The organism is Candidatus Cybelea sp. (assembly GCA_036489315.1).
Lineage (GTDB): Bacteria > Vulcanimicrobiota > Vulcanimicrobiia > Vulcanimicrobiales > Vulcanimicrobiaceae > Cybelea.
In genome coordinates, this window is the sequence record DASXFZ010000022.1 from 49,765 (window position 1) to 69,239 (window position 19,475).

General features: G+C 64.9%; 15 protein-coding genes and 1 riboswitch. Of the genes, 7 read left to right on the top strand and 8 right to left on the bottom strand.

Annotation, left to right across the window (positions count from 1 at the left end; all coding sequences use genetic code 11):
- The first annotated feature begins 40 nt into the window (after positions 1-40).
- The gene (locus tag VGG51_05635; GenBank protein ID HEY1882506.1) at positions 41-1,120 is read left to right on the top strand and encodes an ion channel; all 1,080 of its coding nucleotides are present in this window, start codon (positions 41-43) and stop codon (positions 1,118-1,120) included.
- On the opposite strand, the gene hflX is transcribed toward VGG51_05635, so the two are convergent.
- The gene (gene hflX, locus VGG51_05640) at positions 1,098-2,165 is read right to left on the bottom strand and encodes a GTPase HflX (protein ID HEY1882507.1); all 1,068 of its coding nucleotides are present in this window, start codon (positions 2,163-2,165) and stop codon (positions 1,098-1,100) included. The two genes, VGG51_05635 and hflX, sit on opposite strands and share 23 nt — an antisense overlap.
- A complete protein-coding gene (locus VGG51_05645; GenBank protein HEY1882508.1) occupies positions 2,165-2,995 on the bottom strand; it encodes a helical backbone metal receptor in 831 nt (276 codons plus the stop codon). Before VGG51_05645 ends, hflX begins: the two co-directional genes overlap by 1 nt.
- Positions 2,984-3,161: riboswitch (cobalamin riboswitch) on the top strand. (Overlaps the previous gene by 12 nt.)
- Before the next feature lie 27 nt (positions 3,162-3,188).
- Between VGG51_05645 and VGG51_05650 the strand changes: the two genes are divergently transcribed.
- The 3 genes from VGG51_05650 to VGG51_05660 are packed head-to-tail and all read left to right on the top strand — an operon-like array spanning position 3,189 to position 6,837.
- On the top strand, positions 3,189-5,093 hold the full coding sequence (locus VGG51_05650) for a TonB-dependent receptor (GenBank protein HEY1882509.1): 1,905 nt from the start codon (positions 3,189-3,191) through the stop codon (positions 5,091-5,093).
- Positions 5,094-5,107: 14 nt separating this feature from the next.
- Positions 5,108-6,073, top strand: coding sequence for an iron ABC transporter permease (locus VGG51_05655; GenBank protein ID HEY1882510.1), 966 nt, complete (start codon positions 5,108-5,110; stop codon positions 6,071-6,073).
- Positions 6,073-6,837: an ABC transporter ATP-binding protein gene (locus VGG51_05660; GenBank protein ID HEY1882511.1), complete on the top strand. Its 765-nt coding sequence runs from the start codon at positions 6,073-6,075 to the stop codon at positions 6,835-6,837. Before VGG51_05655 ends, VGG51_05660 begins: the two co-directional genes overlap by 1 nt.
- Here the strand turns inward: VGG51_05660 and VGG51_05665 are convergent.
- Together VGG51_05665 and VGG51_05670 are read right to left on the bottom strand one after the other, a co-directional pair.
- A complete protein-coding gene (locus VGG51_05665) occupies positions 6,808-7,158 on the bottom strand; it encodes a hypothetical protein (GenBank protein ID HEY1882512.1) in 351 nt (116 codons plus the stop codon). The two genes, VGG51_05660 and VGG51_05665, sit on opposite strands and share 30 nt — an antisense overlap.
- A gap of 25 nt (positions 7,159-7,183) precedes the next feature.
- Entirely contained in the window at positions 7,184-8,554 is a 1,371-nt protein-coding gene (locus tag VGG51_05670; protein ID HEY1882513.1) for a SpoIIE family protein phosphatase, read from the bottom strand.
- Between the two features lie 38 nt (positions 8,555-8,592).
- On the opposite strand from VGG51_05670, the gene VGG51_05675 reads away from it, so the two are divergent.
- On the top strand, positions 8,593-9,960 hold the full coding sequence (locus VGG51_05675) for a hypothetical protein (protein ID HEY1882514.1): 1,368 nt from the start codon (positions 8,593-8,595) through the stop codon (positions 9,958-9,960).
- Between the two features lie 5 nt (positions 9,961-9,965).
- Entirely contained in the window at positions 9,966-11,108 is a 1,143-nt protein-coding gene (locus VGG51_05680; GenBank protein HEY1882515.1) for an amidohydrolase family protein, read from the top strand.
- A 44-nt stretch (positions 11,109-11,152) separates the two neighbouring features.
- Here VGG51_05680 and VGG51_05685 read toward each other — a convergent pair whose 3' ends face one another.
- The 4 genes from VGG51_05685 to cysK all read right to left on the bottom strand — a co-directional run bounded on the left by VGG51_05685 (position 11,153) and on the right by cysK (position 17,622).
- Positions 11,153-12,061, bottom strand: a complete 909-nt coding sequence (locus VGG51_05685; GenBank protein ID HEY1882516.1) for a sulfite exporter TauE/SafE family protein — start codon at positions 12,059-12,061, stop codon at positions 11,153-11,155.
- Between the two features lie 125 nt (positions 12,062-12,186).
- Positions 12,187-15,666: a methionine synthase gene (metH, locus tag VGG51_05690; protein HEY1882517.1), complete on the bottom strand. Its 3,480-nt coding sequence runs from the start codon at positions 15,664-15,666 to the stop codon at positions 12,187-12,189.
- Positions 15,659-16,663, bottom strand: a complete 1,005-nt coding sequence (locus tag VGG51_05695) for an asparaginase (GenBank protein ID HEY1882518.1) — start codon at positions 16,661-16,663, stop codon at positions 15,659-15,661. Before VGG51_05695 ends, metH begins: the two co-directional genes overlap by 8 nt.
- Positions 16,660-17,622, bottom strand: a complete 963-nt coding sequence (gene cysK, locus VGG51_05700) for a cysteine synthase A (protein ID HEY1882519.1) — start codon at positions 17,620-17,622, stop codon at positions 16,660-16,662. The genes VGG51_05695 and cysK overlap by 4 nt, the downstream gene beginning before the upstream one ends.
- Positions 17,623-17,737: 115 nt before the next feature.
- Between cysK and VGG51_05705 the strand changes: the two genes are divergently transcribed.
- Positions 17,738-19,474, top strand: coding sequence for a serine hydrolase domain-containing protein (locus VGG51_05705; protein ID HEY1882520.1), 1,737 nt, complete (start codon positions 17,738-17,740; stop codon positions 19,472-19,474).
- Position 19,475: the final 1 nt, after the last annotated feature.

Consider the following 19,475-nt stretch of genomic DNA (forward strand, 5'->3'; position numbering starts at 1 on the left):
GAGCGGCTTGCCGCCTGCCCGCGCCGAAGCTCGCCCGTCAATGGCGATCAACGTTCTCAGCGTCGCGGCCGGCATCGTCCTGATCGTGCTGACCCTCAACGATATCTTTCAGTCCGTCGTCGTTCCGCGGGCCACGGGACGTCGCTTGCGGATTAGTTTCTACGTTTGGCGCAGCGCCTGGCGCGTGTGGCCCGCGTTTTCGTGGCAGCTTTATCCGAACGACGGCGATCGCCGCGAAGATCTCTTGGCGCTCTTCGCGCCCTTCATGCTGCTCGGGCTCATGGGACTGTGGGTGGCACTGCTCATCGTCGGGTTCGGGCTGATGTTTTGGGGGTTGCGCGCCGGCCTGAGCCCCTCGAAGGCGTCTCTCGCAACCGCGCTCTACTTCTCGGGAACGTCGGTCATGACGATCGGCTTCGGCGACATCGTCGCGCGGGCGGGGGCAACGCGGCTCGTCTCCGTGCTGGCGGGGCTCGCCGGGCTTTCGCTGCTCTCGATCAACACGGCGTACTTGTTTGCGATTTTCGGCTCGTTCCAGCAGCGCGAGACCTTCGTCGTCACAGTCGGCGCACGTGCGGGCGCGCCGCCAAGCGGCGTAAACCTGCTGGCCATTGCGGGGTACTCGCTCACCCGGGAAGATCTGCCCGGGTTGATGATCGACGCGCAGCGCTGGTCGGCACAAGTGATGGAGAGCCATCTCGCCTATCCCGTGCTGGCGTTTTTCCGCTCGAGCCACGACGACCAGTCGTGGGTCGGCACGCTCGGCACGCTGCTCGACTCGGCGACATTGCTGATGACGACCGTCGAGGGCGAAAAGGATGGCCAAGCGCGCATCTTTTACAACGTCGGACGGCACGCGACTCGCGATCTCGCGCATTACTTTCGAATCGGAGGCTTCGACCAAAGCGTCGGCATCGAACGCAGCGAATTCGATCAGGCATGCGATCGCCTCGTTGCCGCAGGCTATACGATGGCCGATCGCGACGAAGCGTGGCTTCGCTTCGGCGAGCTCCGTTCGGCGTACTCCTCACAGCTCAACGAACTGGCACGTTTCTTCATGATTCCGCCGATCGCTTGGATCGGCGATCGATCGAAGATCACGCCCTCGCAGCATCTTTGATCGTCGCGAGCATGGCTCGGATCGCGTCTCGCAGCGCCGGCAGCCCCACCTTCGTGCGTGCGCTAACATAGATCGCGTCCTGCTCCGCAGCCTCGGGCACGATGCGGTCCGATTTATTGAAGATCGCCAGATGCGGCGCCCCGTCGAGCTCGAGTTCGCTCAGGATCGCGTCGACTGCGGCGCGTTGCCGCTCCCATTGCGGGTTGCTCGCATCGAGCACGTGCAGGAGCAGATCGGCCTCTCGCAGCTCCTCGAGCGTTGCACGAAAGGCGGCCACGAGGTCCTTCGGCAAGTTCGTGATGAAGCCTACGGTGTCGGCCAGCCGCACGTACTCGTGAGTTGCGAGAAAGGCGCGGCGAATCGTCGGATCCAGCGTCGCGAACGGCTGATCGGCAACAAGCGCGTCGCCGTGCGTCAGCGCGTTGAGCAGCGACGACTTGCCGACGTTCGTGTACCCGACCAGGGCGACTAGCGGTTCGCGATGGGTTCTGCTGCGCCGCAGCGTGCGCTGACGAGCGATCCCGCGAAGGCCCTCGGCCAACGTCGAGATGCGCTGGCCGATGCGGCGCCGGTCGACCTCGAGCTTCGTCTCGCCGGGTCCTCTCGTGCCGATGCCGCCGCCCAAGCGCGAAAGATCGGCGCCGATGCCGATCAGATTGGACTGACGGTAGCGAAGCTGGGCGAGCTCGACTTGCAGTTTGCCCTCGCGGCTGCGCGCGTGGCGCGCGAAGACGTCCAGAATCAGCATCGTCCGGTCGATGATCGGCAGCGGCACGACCCGTTCGAGATTCTTGCGCTGACGCGGACGCAAGTCGTTGAGAACGAGCAGAAGTTCCGCGCCATCCGCGCGCGCTCGCTCGGCGATTTCGAGCATCTTGCCGCTGCCGACGAGGCTCGCGGGGTCGATGCTCTCGCGACGCTGAACGATTCGGTCGAGGATCGTTGCGCCCGCAGCTTGCGCCAAGGCCTCGAACTCCTCGAGTTCGGCATCGAGCGTCTCCCGGAGCGCGCGGGTCTCCACCGCGACGACGAGCGCGCGCGGCATCAATGCTCCCCACGCCGTGCGATCGGTTCCAGACGCGCGATCAGCCAGCGAATTGCGTCGTTGTATTGCGGCCCCGGACGTTCCAAGAGATCGGGTTGCGCTTCGTAGACGCGGCCCAAGCGAACCGCGCGCAGACCGCGCCAAGGCTCGCGGTCTAGGGCTGAGTCGAGTTTCGCAATCCGATCGGCGATCAGCACGTCGGGCTGGTCGGTGACCAGCGTCTCTGCGCTGTACTGTGCGTAAGGCGTTTTCAGCTGCGCCGCGTTACGTCCCCCGGCAATCGCGATCAGTCTCGAGATGTACGACGACGTGCCGGCCGTCCAAATTGGAGCGGCCTGCAAAACGACGAAGACGCGCGGGTGCCAGGCGAACCGCCGTGCGCGCTGCGCGAGGGCCGCGGTCTCGCGCTGCAAGCGCGAGATCGTAGCCTCTGCCTCTTTCCCCCGCCCGGTCAGCGCGCCGATCGTCGAGAGGTTCGAAAAGATCTGGTCGTAGCCGTCGTCGGATAACAGGACGACCCGCAAGCCTGCTCGACGCAACGGCTCGACGAGCCGCGCCTGCGAGGGAATCCCCAGCACGAGCTCGGGACGCAAAGCCACGATAGCCTCGGCGTCGACGCTGTTGGCATCGGAGACTCGCGGCAGCGCTGCGGCACGAGGGTCGTCGGTAAAGGCGGAGACGGCTGCGAGCTGCCGCCCCGCGCCCAGCGTGTAGACGTCGTCGGCGAACGACGGCACGAGCGTGACGATCCCGCCGCCGGCAGCGGGCTTCGCACCGGCGCACCCGGCAAGCAGCGCCACGAGGAAAAGGGTAGACGCACGGATCTGCACAATTGGCGATTCTACGTTTTGCGCGGGAAGCCGGTGTGATGCCGGCACGGTCGCGCCACTGTATGCGGGGAGCCGCCCGAAGTCACTGTCCGGCAACGGATGGGAAGGCTCGGGCACCGGCGACGATCCGCGAGTCAGGATACCGTCGCAAAACATTCGTGCACGTCCACCTCGCGTCAGGGAAAGGATTGCGATGTTTCCATTGATCGCCGCGCTGATCGCGGCCGCTGCGTCACCCTCACCCTCACCCAGCCCTTCTGCCGTACCCGAAATCGCGCACGTCGTCACGAGCGATCGCGGAGTCGAGAACGCGCAGCGCACCGCTCGTACGACCTACGTCGTCACGAACGCCCAGATTGCAGAACAAGGCGCTCGCACCGTCGCCGACGCGCTGGCCTCGGTACCGGGCATCGACATCGTGCGCTATGGCGGCTTCGGCGCCGTGGCCAACCTCGGGATTCGCGGCAGCTCGTCGGAACAGGTCCTGGTCTTAGTCGACGGCTTACCGACCGCCGGCGGTCAGATCGACGACGTCGACCTGGAACAGATGCCGACCAGCGGAATCGACCGCATCGAGGTCGTCGAGGGCGGCGGATCGACCCTCTACGGCTCGGGCTCGATCGGCGGCATCGTCAATATCATCACCGCACCGGTGCCGTCCACGGTCAAAGCGACGGTTGCAACTGGCTCCTTCGGCGAACAGACTTACCAGTTTCAAACGCCATATTTTTCGTTTCAACGAACGTATGCGACCAACGACTACTCGGTGCAGAACGCACCGAATCGTCAGAACGCTCAAGCCGGCCTCACCGGCTTTGCCGCGCGCTATCAGCACACGGTGGGAGCGGTCGAGCTCACCTTGAGCGGCAACCTCGCCTCGTCGCTGGTCGGAACGCCCGGCGAGCTCGACTTCTTCTCGCCGACCAGCGAACAGGGAAGCATCAATCGCAATCTGCAGCTTGCGGCGCAAACCCGCGGCCAACGTTCGGTCGCGTCGCTGCAGCTGGGTGCCTCTTCGGCCGATCTCTCCTACACGTGCAACACGCCCGTCGACTCGAGCTGCCCGAACTCGTTCTACCCGACGCCAAGCCCGGGTTCGGCCTCGAATCCGCCGTACGCGCAGATGCTTTTCGATCAGCATTGGATGGCGAGCCTGCGCAACGTGGTCGGCGACGCAGCCCAGCGCCTCGTCTACGGCATCGATCTGCTGCGGGGTAACGCTCGCGTCGACGGCGGCACCGGCGGAGGCTCTCCGAGCGCAGCGGATAATGCGCCAATTTTCGATGCTTACGCGCAAACGGCCGCTTACGTGCAATCACAGTGGTTTGCAACAAACGGAGATCAGGTTTACGTTGGATTGCGCGGCGAGCGCGACGGCGGCTTCGGCGGGGCGTACTCGCCCTCGATCGGCGGCATCGTCCACCTCGACGGTCCGCTGCAGCTGCGCTTGAACGCCGCCACCGCCTTCCGCGCGCCCACCGCTGAAGAACTCTATTATCCCGGGTTTTCGAATCCCAACCTCGCGCCCGAACGCACGCGCGTCGGCGATGCGACGTTCTCCGACCCGGCGCTCTGGGGCGGCCTCAGCCTCGGCTGGTTTACGACGAGCGGATCGAACCTGATCGTTTCGCCACCGCCATATTACATCCCGGAGAACGTCGGACGCGCCTCGATTCAGGGAATCACGCTCGTCGCCCAGACGCCGCCGCTTCATGGCCTCGTCGCGAACCTTGGCGTTACCAATCTATATCGCGCCCAGGATCTCGATACGCAGTCGCGCCTGCCCGGCCGGGGACCCGTCTTCGCGGTAACCGCGGGCCTGCGCTATCACGCACTGCCGGCGAGCCGCTTCGACGGCTTTGCCGTCGAAGCGCGCACGCAGGGGCCGCAAGAGGCGCCGGATCCATTCCTGTCGCCGGCCTACGCGGTGCACCAACCGTCGACCTTTACGCAAGTCGACGCGTACGCCGGCTATCGTTTGAGCCCGCTGCTGCTCGTCGCGCTGCGCGGTTACAATCTCGGAAACGATCGCTACGCGCTCTACGCGGGCTATCCCATGCCGGGACGCTCCTTCAGCGTCGAGCTTCGTACCCGGTGAAAGGCGCCGCGCTGGTGCTCCTGCCGCTCCTGGCAGCAGCGCTCAGCCTTCTCGTCGGAGCAACCCAGCTCGAGCCCGGCGCCGTCGCCTTCACGCTGCTTCATCCCGGCGCGCCGGGAACGCTGCACACGATCGTTTGGCAACTCCGGCTGCCCCGCGTCTGCATCGCCGCCACGGTCGGCGCGTCGCTGGCGCTCTGCGGCGCGCTGCTGCAGGGTATGTTGCGCAACCCACTGGTCGATCCGTACCTCACCGGCGTTAGCGCCGCGGCCGCCGCGGCAATTGCGATTTCGATCGTCGCCGGCGTCTCCGCAGCGGCTTCGCCGGCGATCGGCTTTGTCGCAGGTTTGGGTGCCGCATTATTGGTCGCCGCGTTGGCGCGGCGCGGGGACGGCATCGACTCCAATCGGCTGATACTCGCCGGCGTTTCGCTCTCGACGCTCTTCGCCGCGATCGTGACCCTCGCGGTTGTGCGCGCGCAATCGACGGAGTATGCAAGCACCGTCGTCGCCTGGCTCGCCGGTTCGATGGCGGGCCGCGGCTGGCCGGATCTCGCGGCGGCCGCACCCTACGTCGTGGCCGGCACGCTCCTCGCGCTTTCGGCGGCGGCGCCGCTCAACGCGCTTCGGATCGGCGAGCTGCGCGCGCGCAGCATCGGCCTCAACGTCGCCCGCGCGCAGTGGGTAATGCTTGCAGCGTCGTCGCTGCTGGCCGCGAGCAGCGTCGTGCTCGCCGGCCTCGTCGGTTTCATCGGGCTGATCGTTCCCCACCTCGCGCGGCGCATCGTCGGCTCCGATGCCCGCGTGCTGTTGCCTGCCTGCGTCTCCATCGGCGCGGCGCTTTGCATGTGCGCCGATACGATTTGCCGCAGAATCGTCGCTCCCGCCGAGCTCCCGATCGGAGTCCTTTTGGCGTTCATCGGCGTCCCGACGTTCCTCTATCTTTATCTGCGTCCGGCCACGCAACGCGGGAGCCTCTGATGATCGAGCTTCGCGGAGTCGAACTCTCCGTCGGCGGCCGCCGACTCCTCGCGCGCATCGACGCGAGCGTCGCACCCGGTGAGTTCCTCGCCGTTCTTGGGCGCAACGGCGCCGGCAAGACGACGCTTCTGCGCGCGATCGCGGGACTGCACCGCACCGCATCGGGGACGATCCTCATCGACGGGCGGCGCAGCGAGTCGCTCCACGCGCTCGAACGTGCGCAGAGGATCGCCTTCGTAACCGGCGACGAAGTCTTTCTCGAAGCGCTGCAGGTGCGCGACGTCGTCGCAATTGGGCGCTTCGCGCACCATCGATGGTGGCAATGGCACGCGGCCCGAGAAGACGGGACCGCGATCGCGCGCGCGCTCGAAGCGGTCCGCCTAGAGGGCCTCGCCGAGCGTCTCTTCTCGACACTGAGCGCGGGCGAGCGCCAGCGGGTCTGGATCGCGCTCGGACTGGCCCAAGAGACTCCAATTCTGCTGCTCGACGAACCTACCAGTCATCTCGACGTCGCCGTGGCGCACGAGATACTCGCGTTGCTTCGCGGCCTCGCCAAGGACGGAAAGAGCATCGTATGCGCGCTTCACGACGTCAACGAAGCCGCGGAATACGCAGACCGCGTCGCGCTTCTGGGCGACGGGCGGCTGCTGAGTATCTCTGCGCCCGAAGCGTTGCGGGACGGAAGGCTGCTGCAGGAGACGTATGGGATCGCGTTCACCCTTCGCCGCGCGCTGCTACCGCTTCTTGAACATCCTCACGTCTGAGCCCAGCACCCAGCGAGCGGCCCCGCGCGATGGACCGCTCGTGACGATGACGCCGACTGCCGACTCCGGGCCCGTGAACAGCGGCGAGGTCACGTAGTCCGGGATGCACGAGATGACGTCGGCGTGCGTCCCCGGCGCGACCAGCAGCGCGTGCGGCAGCAGCGCCTGCGCGACGTCGAACGAAGCGCCGTGATAGGTGCGCAGCCGCGCGCGGGAATCCCACATCAGCACGGACGGGTCGTCCGTCGTGCTGTAGAGCACTACGTGCTCGCCCTTGTGCGCTCGGCAATCGGCGACCGCGCGCGCCGTAAGCGCAATCATGCAGCCAGCTAGGATCAACAGCGCCTTACGCGTCATTGGCGCCGGTACGCAAGACTCGAATTGCTAAAACCGCCAGATCGTCGCGGACGCGGCTGCCGCCCCGCTCGCGCACCTTCTTGACCAGATCGTCGGCGAGCGTCTGAGCCTCCGTGCCGGCCGCAGCGATCGCCTCCATCGCGCCCTTGTCGCCGAGCTGTTCTCCGGCGCGGTTCCGAACCTCGGTCAAACCATCAGTCGCTAAGACCAGCGTGTCTCCGGGGTGTAAATCGATCGTTCGCGACTCGAAGGGTTCGTCCATGACGCCGAGTACCGGCCCGGTTACGTCGAGTGCGACGACGCCCTCGGGGCGGCGCACGAATATCGCGTCGTGGCCGGCGCTCGCATAGGTCAATCCGAACCGGTTCGTATCGAGCAGGCCGACGAACATCGAGGCGAAGAGATACGGATCTTCGACCGCCTTCGAAAGGACGACGTTGAACTCGGCGAGGATTGCCGCGGGCGCGCTGTTGCGCAGCGCGATGGCACGAACCATGAACTTGACGAATGCGGTGAGCACCGCGGCATCGACCCCTTTGCCGCTGATATCGGCGATCAACAGGAGGGCACGATCCTCCGAGAGACGGTAGATGTCGAACACGTCGCCGCCAACTGCAAGGTGGCTCGTCGCCGAGAGGTACGCGCTGCCGATGTCGCAGTTCGGCAGCGGGGTCGATTCGCTCCGGAACGCCCGCTGAAGAATCCGTGTAAAGCTGCGCTCTTCCTCGAGCTCGCGGTTCAGCTGCGAACGGTATGCGTTGAAAACGATGGCGAGCAGGCCGAAAACGAGCACCCATGAGGCGCGCGCGTACGAGGAACGATCGAGCTCGTCTTGCGTGCTGCGAGCGAGGTCGTCGCCGGTTTGCGCGAGCGCCCGGCGAATCGCCGCCACCGTCATGGTTTCGTAGTCGGAGAAGAGTTTGTTGCGCTTGTCGAGCTCTTCGAGGCGCACGCGCGGATGCGCGAACAACGGTACGGCGACGCTGCTGCGCCATTCGCGCTGGAGGTTCGCGTAATCTCCAAGGAGCTGCCCCGCACCCGTGAGCTGCCGTTCCTGCAGGGTTGCGTGAATCGCGCTCTCTTTCGCGTCGTAGCCGGCGGAGGCCGATCGGTACTCGCTCTTATAAAACGGGTCCCTGGTTAGCAGATAGCCGCGCAGCGAATTTTCTTCGTCGATCTGCAGGCGCAGGAGCTCCTCGAGGTCGATCTGCGCCTGCTGGATCTGCGACTGCCGTGCGAAGGTATTCGATATCGAGGCGCGCGTTTCGAACGTTCCCTGGATGGCGACACCCAGCGACAAGAGCAAGAACGCCGTGAGCAACAGCGTTCCGGTAACGCGAACGAAGGGCCCGTTCGTCACAAAGGCGTCACGAGCGTGCGGTCGAAGAACTGCGGGCGGTGCAGGACCGGATAGACTCCACGATTTTCAAATCCTACGACGTTCGGGGCGTTTATCCGTCTGAAATGAGCGATAACGTCGCCTACGGGATCGGCCGGTGCTTCGTACCTTTGCTGCGCTCGGGCAGCTCGTCGTCCAAGCCGACCGTCGTGGTGGGCCGCGATATGCGGGCCTCCGGCGGCCCGCTGTTCGAGGCCTTCGCGCGGGGAGCTTCGGAGGCCGGGGCAGACGTCGTCGATATCGGATTGGTCTCGACCGATGCGCTTTACTTCGCCGTGGGGAAGTACGACTTTGACGGCGGCGTAATGATCACGGCATCCCACAATCCGGCCGCGTACAACGGCATGAAGTTCACGCGCTCCCAGGCGCAAGCGATCTCGCTCGATACCGGATTGGCGACGCTGCGCGACGAGCTGGCCGCCAACGCTCTTCCGCCGGCGGCCGAAAAGAAAGGGAGCGTCGCTTCGCGCCACGTTCTCGAAGACTTCGCCGAACACTGCCTATCGTTCGTCGACCGCGCGAAGATCGCGCCGCTGCGCATCGCGGTCGATGCCGGCAACGGGATGGCGGGCGAGACGATCCCGTACGTGTTTGGTAAGCTGCCGTGTGAAATAGTTCCGCTGTACTTCGAACTCGACGGGAATTTTCCAAACCATCCGGCAAGCCCGATCGAGCCCGAGAACATGGTCGATCTGCAGGCCGCCGTGCTCGAGCGCTCCTGCGATCTCGGTGTAGCTTTCGACGGCGACGCGGACCGGATGTTTCTGGTGGATGAAAAAGGCGCCTTGATCGACGGCAGCACGGTAACCGCGCTGGTGGCGCTCCTCACGCTCAAAAAGCAGCCCGGCGCAAAGATCTTGTACAACCTTATCTGCAGTCGCAGCGTTCCCGAACTGATCGCGAAAGCGGGCGGAGTTCCCATTCGCTCGAGGGTCGGGCACTCGATTATAAAAGCGATGATGCGCGAGCAAGACGTCGTCTTCGGGGGAGAGCACAGCGGACACTTTTACTTTCGCGACAACTGGTACGCCGACTCCGGCATGATCGCATTTCTCTCATGCTTGGAGCTTTTCAGCGAGGCGAGGCGGCCGGTCAGCGAGATCATTGCCCCGATCGACACGCGGTTTCGCTCGGGCGAGATCAACAGCAAAGTCGCCGGCGCCGCCGCGAAACTCGCGCAGCTCGAGCAGCGCTATGCGGATGCCGCGATCGATCGCCTCGACGGCCTTTCGATCGGCTATCCGGACTGGTGGATGAACGTGCGGCCGTCAAACACCGAACCGTTACTACGGCTTAACGTCGAGGGCGACACGCGCGCGCTCATGGAGGAGCACCGCGACGAAGCCCTCGCGTTGATTCGAGGTTAAAGAAAATGTCTACGCAACTCTTAGGGCCGGCTTTCGTAGCGGTGGGCGACGGAACGTCCACCTTCGGCCGTTTGGCCATCGAAAACGGTAGAATCGCCGGAGTGCTGGCCGCCGACGGGCCCTCCGATTACCCGCTGCCCCCGGGCAGCACGATCGCGCCCGGCCTAATCGACGTTCACACGAACGGTGCCGGCGAATATCTCTTCAACCGGGACCAAGGCAATGCGGTCGGCGTCGTTGCCGCCGCCTATCCGCAGACCGGAGCGACCGGCTTCGTCGCCGGCGTTATGACGGCACCCTGGGAATCGATGCTTCACGCGGCCTACGAAATCGTCGAAGCGGCGAATCAACTCGAGGAAGACGAGCCCAGCGGCGCCCGCTGCCTCGGCATTCATTTCGAGGGCCCGTTCCTCAACGCGAAGTTTCGCCGAATTCATCGCCACGAGTGGCTGCTTCCGGCCGGCGCGGTGCGCGCGCAGGAGATGGTTGACGCGTGCAAAGGCGCCTGCCTTCTGGTAACGATGGCGCCCGAGATCGACGGCGCGAGCGAAGCCCTGCGCGTCTTTCTCGAGAACGGCGTCGTCTGCTCGGCAGGCCACACGGGGGCCCGTTACCGCGAAGGAATGCTCGCGATCGGCTTGGGCTTCCGTTCGCTGACGCACGCGTTCAACGGGATGCCGCCCCTCGACCACCGAGATCCATCGATTCTGGCGGCGTTCATTCAGGACCGCCGCACCCTGGTTCAGGTGATCTGCGACGGCTACCACGTTTCGCCGGTCATGGTCGACATTCTTCACCGCACGCTGGGCGATCGGCTGGTGCTCGTCACCGACGCAATGCCCGTCGCCGATCCGGGATATCATATCGAAGGCGGCGTCGTCCGCTCGGCCGACGGCACGATCGCCGGAAGCGCGCTGCGCATGGACGAGGCGCTGCGGAATTACATGTCGTACGCGCAGATTCCGTTCGCTCAGGCGATCGTCGCCGCTACACACGCGCCGGCGAGGATGATCCGGCACGAAACGGAGATGGGGCGCATCGCGCGCGGCCTGCGCGCCGATCTGTCGTTCTGGGATAAGGAGTATCGCGTCGTCGCGACGATGGTCGGCGGACGCTTTGTCTACAGCACGATCGAAGTCGCCGCGTAGCGGCATCGTTCGTTGGTGTCGACCGTTCGGGGGCTTAGCGGCGGCTATTGCCCCTCGGCGTACGCGTACTCTGTCTCGCCGGCGGCCCGCTGGGCCGCGGAGCGCAGCATGACGACGGCAGCGTAGATCACCACCGCGACGACGATCCAGCGCAGCGTAACGAGATTCATCTGCTTGATCCAAAAGGCGGCGATTAGAACGCCCGGTATACCGCCCAGCGTCAGACCGAGGGCCGCGCGCATCGAGAACGCGTCGAAGCGGATGAATCGCAGGCTCGCGATCGGCATCAAGAACGCGCACGACGCCATCATGATCGGAAAGGCGGCGATGGGGTTCATGCCGAGGAGGCTTACCATTATCATGCACGGTGCGTAGAGCCCGATCCCGATCGTCATCAATGCTCCCAAACAGAAACTGACGAAGATGCCGATCCACAGCCGCGTGCCTTCGAGCCCGAGTCCGCTGCCGACCAGGCCGAACTGGCTTCCTTTGAGGTTGCTCAAGACGAAGAGCACCGCCGCCGCGAGCAACGCGGTGCCCATCCCGATCTGTACGTAACGGCGCGGCAGACGCGCGACGAAACCGGCACCGAGCCAGGCCCCGGCGACCGAGGCCAGGATCAACAAAATCAACGTGCGAGGTTCGACCGAGACGATCGTGATGAAGATCGCGGCCTCCGCAACCGTCGGCAGCGCGTGGCCGACGTTGAGCGTTCCAGGAATCTTTTCGTCCGGAACGAGCCGCAGAAACTTGAACAACGACGTCGTCGTGGCAAACGAGCCGATGCCCAGCGTATCGAAAAAGTTGGTCAGAAAGCCGATCAGCACCCCGATCAGGCCTCGCATCGGCTCGGGCATCACCGGACGATGCCGCGGCAACGCCCGGACGAGCGCGACGATGAGCGCGAGCGCGACGATGACCAAGCCGATGGTGAGAATCGTGCGGACGGTCATTGAAAAGCAACGGTACGCCCACAACCGGCCACGGCCTGCTGAGCAGGCTCCTCGCGGGGCGCCCTCTCAGCGAGCGCCGGAGCTCGTGCGGGTCGCTTGGCCCCTCAAATTCAACCGGGGAATACTCACACCGCGATCTCTTTGGTCGCGGCAGCGTTGAAATATGCGGCTTTCGGATGGTGCATAACGATCGCCGCGGTCGACTGCTCGGGTACGATCTGGAATGCCTCCGTCAGCGTTACGCCGATCCTCGCAGCGGCGTCGAGCAAAGTGAAGACGGTTGCGTGCTGGTCGAGATCCGGGCAGGCCCCATAGCCCCACGAATAGCGTTTTCCGCGCGCCGCCGGCAGCCCCAGCTCACGACGAATGTTGCGGTGCGCGTACTCGGCGAGCGCTTCGGCTGCCTGCACGGAGAAGCCGTGGAGGAAGTACGATTCGCTATAGTCACCCGCCGCCTGCAACCGTTCGATTTGCGCACCGGCATTGCGCCCGACGGTAACGATTTGCAGGGCCACGACGTCGCTCGCGGCGCCGTTATTGGGCTCGCGCAGGTAGTCCGCAAGGCTTAGGTGCTCTCCGCCCGCCTGACGCGGAAATGGAAAGCGTGCAATCTCGCGATCGGGCCGGAGCGGGTCGTAGATAAGTACGTCGTCGCCTAGCCCAGCGGCCGGGAAGTAACCGTAGACGGCGACCGGTTCGATCAGCCGTTCGCGCGGCGCTGCCGCTTGATAGCGAGCCAGCCGGGGCTCGAACTCCGTGCGCACGAGGCGTTCGAAGGCCTCGCCCTTCGTATTCGACGCGCCCCACGAGAGACGGTAAAGACTGCGCAAATCAAAGCACCCCCATAGCTCTTCGAAGTCGATCTCCAGGGTTCGAACGCCCAAGAACGGAGGAACGGGTACGGGTGCGAGCTCGGTTTTGATCGCTGAAACCGAGGCTACGCGGGCTGCCGGAACCACAGCGCGCCGCTCCCGCTGCGCCAGCGCTTCGCGTTTGGTTCGTTCGAGGAGGTCCGATCGCTTTTGCGGGTCGCTGGTGAGCGCGTCGACGAGCTCGAGCCCCTCGAATGCATCTCGCGCGTAGAAGACGCCGGGTTCGAAGAAGCGCGAGCCGTCTTGCAGCAGCGCGATGCGGCGCCCGAAATCGCGGTTGATCGCCGCACCCCCGATGATGACCGGAAAGTGCAGGCCGCGGACGTCTTGCTCTTCGAGGCAGACCGGCATTTGTTTGCTGGTCGAGACGAGGAGCGCCGAGAGACCGATTGCGTCGGCCTTGACCTCCACCGCTTTCTCGAGTATCGAGCTCATCGGGACTTGCTTTCCGAGGTCGTGAACCGTGTAGCCGTTGTTCGCCAAAATCGTGTGCACTAGATTCTTTCCGATGTCGTGCACGTCGCCGAACACCGTCGCGAGGACGACCGTTCCTTTCGTCGTGCCCTCGGTTCGCTCGAGGAACTGCTCGAGATGCGCGACGGCTCGCTTCATCACTTCGGCCGATTGCAGGACGAACGGCAGAATTAGCTCTCCACGGCCGAAGCGGTCGCCCACGTCCTTCATCGCCGGCAGGAGGATCTCGTTGAGCACTTCGACGGGCGTGCGCGCCAGCAGCGCTTCATCGATCGCCTTCTCGATGCCGTCCTTACGCCGTCGCAGGATCGCCTGATGGATGCGCTCCTCCACGGCGACGTCTTGGGCCGCCGACTCCGTCAGCTCGACCCCTTCGCCGTCGGGCCGTCCCTGCGAGCGCGCGGCCTCGAAGTGTTCGATGAGCCGCGGCAGCGCATCGGGACGCCGATTGAAGACGAGATCGTCGCACAGCTCGCGCACCTCGGCTTCGATCTCGAAATACGGAACGATCTCTTTGGCATAGACGAGCGCGCAATCGAGACCGGCTTCCACGCAATGGTAGAGAAAGACCGAGTTGAGCGCCGCGCGGGCGTCGGGGCGCAGCCCGAAGGAAACGTTCGAGATTCCCAGCGATGTGAGCGATCCGGGAAGATCGCGCTTGATCGCGCGAATCCCTTCCATCGTCTCGACCGCCGAATCGGCAAACTCGGGATCGCCGGTCGACAACGTAAAGGTCAGCGCGTCGAAGATCAGGGCTCCCGGCGGCAGCCCGTACTCGCCCACGACGATCTCGTAGATGCGGCGTGCGACTTCGAGTTTGCGCTCGGCGGTCTTTGCCATTCCCTGCTCGTCGATCGTAAGGGCGACGACTGCGGCCCCGTGCTCTTTTGCCAGCGGAAGAATCACGTCGATCTTCGCGCGCCCCGCCTCGAGATGGACGGAGTTGAGGATCGCGCGGCCCGGATAGTTTTCCAGCGCGGTCTGCATCACTTTGGGCTCGGTCGAGTCGATAGCCAACGGCGCTTCGATCGATTGAGCGAGCCGTCGCACGAGCGTTCGCATCTGCTCGTCCTCGTCGGCTCGTTCGGTTAGCGCGCAGCAGAGATCGAGCACGTGGGCGCCGCCTTCGACTTGCTCTCGCGCCAGCAGGACGATATCGTCGTAACTCTCCTCCAACAGCAAACGCTTTACTCTGCGCGAGCCCTGTGCGTTGATGCGCTCGCCGACCAGAAGCGGACGCGGCTCTTGTTCGAGGGATGCGGCCGTAATTGCCGAGGCGACTTCTTGCGGCCGCTCGACGTGCGGCCTCGTTCGCCGCCGTACCGCCGCGACCGCATCGCGCAGCGCGGTGATGTGCGCGGGCGTCGTGCCGCAGCACCCGCCGACCGCGTCGACTCCGAAATCGCGAACGAAGGCACTCAGCTCGGCCGCAAGCTCGTCCGGGCTCTCCGGATAGATCGTTTCACCGTGCGGTCCCATCAGCGGAAGGCCGGCGTTCGGCACGACGCTTACGAAGCAGCGCGAGTTCTCGCAAAGAAAACGGATCGAGTCGCGCATCTGTGCGGGACCTGTCGAGCAGTTGAGGCCGATGACGTCGATCGGGAGCGCGTCGAGCGTCGCGCGAATCGCGCGAATGTCGGTACCCAGGAGCATGCGACCTTCGGTGATGAGGGTTGGCTGAGCCTGAATCGGGACGCGTCGCAATCCGCGCTCGAACTCGAGCACGATTCCGGCTATCGCCGCCTTCAGTTCGAGCAGGTCCTGCATCGTCTCGAGCACGAGCAGATCGGCGCCGCCTTCGACCAACGCCCTCGCCTGTTCGCCGTAGGTCTCGCGCAGCTTCGCGTAGGTAACGTTTGAGAGCGTCGGATCGGAGGACGAGATCAGCATCCCGGTCGGTCCCATCGAGCCCGCGACAAAGCGCCGCTGCGCCGTCGAGAACGCGTCGCAGGCTTCGCGAGCGATCGCGGCGGCACGGAAGTTGATCTCGTAGGTTTGCTCGCCGAGACCGTACTCGTCGAGTTTTATTCGCGACCCGGTAAACGAATCGGTCTCCACGACGTCGGCACCGGCGGCGAGATACGACTCGTGAATCGTACGCACGATATCGGGGCGCGTGAGGACGAGCACCTCGTTACAGCCGGCCCGCGGGGCGCCGCCGAAATCCGAAGCGGAGAGTTCCAGCGCCATGAGCTGCGTCCCCATAGCGCCGTCGAAGATTAGGACGCGTTGCGCGAGTTCGCTCAGGTACTCAGACACGATCCCGGACGGCTATCTCCCCAACGGCAACTCCGGCCCGATTGTACACGGCCGGCCGCGCAAAACGCGCCAGCCGAGCGGCTTTTACCTCGTCGAGAAGTCCCAGGCGCGCAAGCGCGCTGATTGAGGCGGGTCCCCTCGCTCGCGATGCGCCGTCGACGACCTTCGCGGCAAAACCGTAGCCCTCGGCGACCGCGCTCGCACCCTGCACGCCCTCCGCGCCTGCCTTCGAAACGAGGTTACCCGCGCCTGCGATCATCAGTTCGGTATCGAACTGGCTGGTGCCGGCAACGTACTGCGGATACGCGAGCATAGCGTCTCGAACGACTTCGAGTGCGCGCGCATCGGCGTCGTCGACCTCTGCCAGCGTCGCCAAACGCGCAAACGACGTCGCCGCATTTCGCAGCCCCGTAGCGTAGACCGGTATGCCGCAGCCGTCGACGGCGAGCGGCCACCTCGTCGCGTCGTCGTCCGAGACTCGCGCACACAGCGCGAGAATGCGCTGCTGCGCGGGATTGTCGACGCGCAGGTACGTGGCGATGTCGGCGCCGATCGCCAGGCACAGAGCGAGGATCCCCGCGTGCTTTCCGGAGCAGTTATTGTGGAGCACGGTCGGGGCGGTATCGGTCCGGCGCAATGCCGCCGCCGCAGCTTCGTCATACGGCGCATGCACGCCGCATTGCAGCGCAGATGCGTCCAAGCCGATCTTCCTCAGAATAGATTCGACGGCGGCCACATGGAACGGCTCTCCGACGTGCGACGCCGTCATCACCGCGATCTCACGCGGTTCGAGCCCGAACCGCGCGGCGACGCCGGCTTGGATCGCTGCGGCGGCGATGAACGGCTTTGCGGTCGAGCGCAGGTAGACCGGCGATTCGATATCGCCGGCGGCGAACTGCACGCGTCCGTTCGCGTCTGCCGCGCAGGCCGCCACCCGATGGACGGACTCGACGTAGTCGCCGCGGGTTACGTCGACCAGAAGCTCCGGAGAAATCAAACCAGCGCTGGTTCGACGATCGTCGCTTCTTGGTCGGCGAATACCGGATTGCTCAGGTAGCGTTCGCCGGTATCGCAGCCGATCGTGACGATAAGCTTGCCGCGCATCTCCGGCCGCTTTGCGACTTGCAGCGCAGCCCAAACGTTCGCGCCCGCGGAGATGCCGACGAGCATACCCTCTTCGCGTGCGAGGCGGCGCGCGGTCGCGATTGCGTCGGCGTCCGTAACGCGAATGACCTCCTGGTAGACCTCGGTATTGAGAACTTTCGGCACGAAGCCGGCGCCGGTACCTTGAATCTTATGCGGGCCCGGTTTGCCGCCCGAAAGAACGGGCGAAGCATCGGGCTCGACGGCGATAATTCGCACGCCGGGTTTTCTCGCTCTCAAAACCTCACCAACGCCGGTGATCGTGCCGCCGGTGCCGACCGCCGAGACGACGGCATCGACCGCGCCGTCGGTGTCGCGCCAAATCTCTTCGGCCGTCGTGCGGCGATGAACCTCCGGATTCGCGGGATTCTCGAACTGCGCGGGCACGAAATACTTTCCGGGCGCTGCCGCGGCGATCTCGCTCGCGCGGCGAATCGCACCGGGCATTCCCTCCGCTCCGGGAGTCAGCACGACTTGCGCGCCATAGGCTTTGAGGAGGCTGCGGCGTTCGATCGTCATCGTGTCGGGCATCACGAGGATGATCGGATACCCCTTGGCCGCGGCGACGAACGCAAGCGCGATGCCGGTATTACCGCTCGTCGGCTCCAGAATCGTCATTCCGGGCAGAAGCCGCCCTTCGCGCTCGCCGGCCTCGATCATCGAGACGCCGATGCGGTCTTTCACGGAACCCGCGGGATTGAACGATTCCATCTTCACCAGGACGGTGCCCGGAACGCCCTCGTTCAGACGCGGTATTTTGACCAGCGGCGTGTTGCCGAACGTATCGGCCAAATTGTCGTAGATACGTGCCATAGTAGTGTGGATAACCCTCGCTTTTCGCCCAGCGTTGCACGCCGGCAGTTCCGGCTCCTCGGGCACGATCGCAGAGCGGAAGGAAGCGGGCGATTCGAGGGATGACTCATTGCCGATGCATAACCGTCTCCTCCTCCGAACCCTCGCATCGCTGGGCATCGCAGCGCTCCAGCCGCTTGCGCCGGCGCGCGCCGGAGCAGCTTCGGGCATGCCGGACGCGCTCGACGCAATCGCTGCGTACGCGCCGCGAGCGATGCGCGAACAAGGTACGCCCGGTCTCTCGGTGGCGATCACCGACCGGACGAGAACGCTGCGAATCATTACCCTAGGCTTCGCGAATCGCGAAACGCAGTCACCAGTTACCGGTGAAACGAGATTCGCGATCGGTTCGATAACGAAGTCGATGACGGCGCTTGCGCTGCTCGAGCTGCGCGACTCCGGACGCCTCGATCTGAGCGCGCCGGTTCGGCGCTACCTTCCGTGGTTTGCAATCAAATCGCTGGGCGGCCCGATTCTCGTGCACGAGCTCCTCTCCCACACCGCAGGGATTCCGGACGATTACGCCGCCGAGCCGGGGTACGTCTACGACGTTTGGGCCTTACGCACGGCAAAAACGCTCTTTGTGCCCGGCACATCTTGGTCGTATTCGAACGACGGTTATGCGACGGCGGGCGCCGTACTCGCGCGTCTCGACGGGAAGCCGTGGGCCGACGCACTCCAAGCGCGCGTCCTCCAACCGATCGGAATGAGGGCGAGCTCACCGGTCTTTACGCCTGACCAAATGACCGATGCCGCCGTCGGTTATCAGTTCCGCGATAACGACCGGCCTGCGTCGCTCGCACCGCCGCTGGTTCCCTCACCGCCATTCGACTTTGTCGATCCGGCGGGTTCGGTGCTCTCAACGCCGGAGGATATGGCACGCTACATTCGCTTTTATTTAAACGGCGGGAAAACCGCCGGCGGAAGCCGCCTGATCTCGCCGGCGACGTTTGCCGCGATGACCTCCGCCGACACATTTTCGAATGGGAGACCGGCCGGGTCGCCGAGCACCGTACTCGAGGAAGCGCCGGCGTTTTACAGACAGTACGCTTACGGGCTGGCGACGTTCGCCGACGGCGGTGACCGCTTGATCGGGCACACCGGAGGCATCTCGGGATACACCGCTTGCATGCAAGCGAACCTCACGCGCGGATACGGCGTGATTGCGTTTGCGAACCTCGTCGAAGCGCCGCTTCATCCGTGCGCGATCGTGCTTTACGCAATGAAGGTACTGCGGGCGCAAAGCCTCGGCGAGCCGCTGCCTGCGGCGCCGCCGGCGCCCGATCCGGCGCACGTCGCGCGAGCTGCCGAATACGAGGGAACCTATTCGGCCGCAGGCTCGCCGCCACTGCGGGTTGCCGCACGAGGTGACCGGCTCTACCTGGAAGACGCCGGTAGAGAGATCGCGCTCTACTCACGCGGAACGGATCTCTTTTGGGCCGACGCACCGCAGTTCGCAGTCTTTTTGCTGGCGTTCGGACGCGACCGGCAGAGCAAGGTCGTCGAGATGAGTTACGGCTCGCGCTGGTTGGCAAACGAGCGCTACCGCGGACCACAGACCTTTGCTCATCCGGCCAGTTGGAATGCACTGGTTGGCCGTTACGAGAACACGTTCTTCGGTCAGCCGGCGATCACCCGAGCGGTGATCGTCAAAGACAAGCTCACCCTCGACGGGGTCAGCCCGCTGCGGCCGCTCGCAAACGGCAACTTCGCGCTGGGAGATTCGATCGTGCGCTTCGACGCGTCCGCCGGCGGCCGCGCGCAGCGCTTGAGCATCGACGACACGCACTTCTACCGGATGGAGCTGCCGTAGC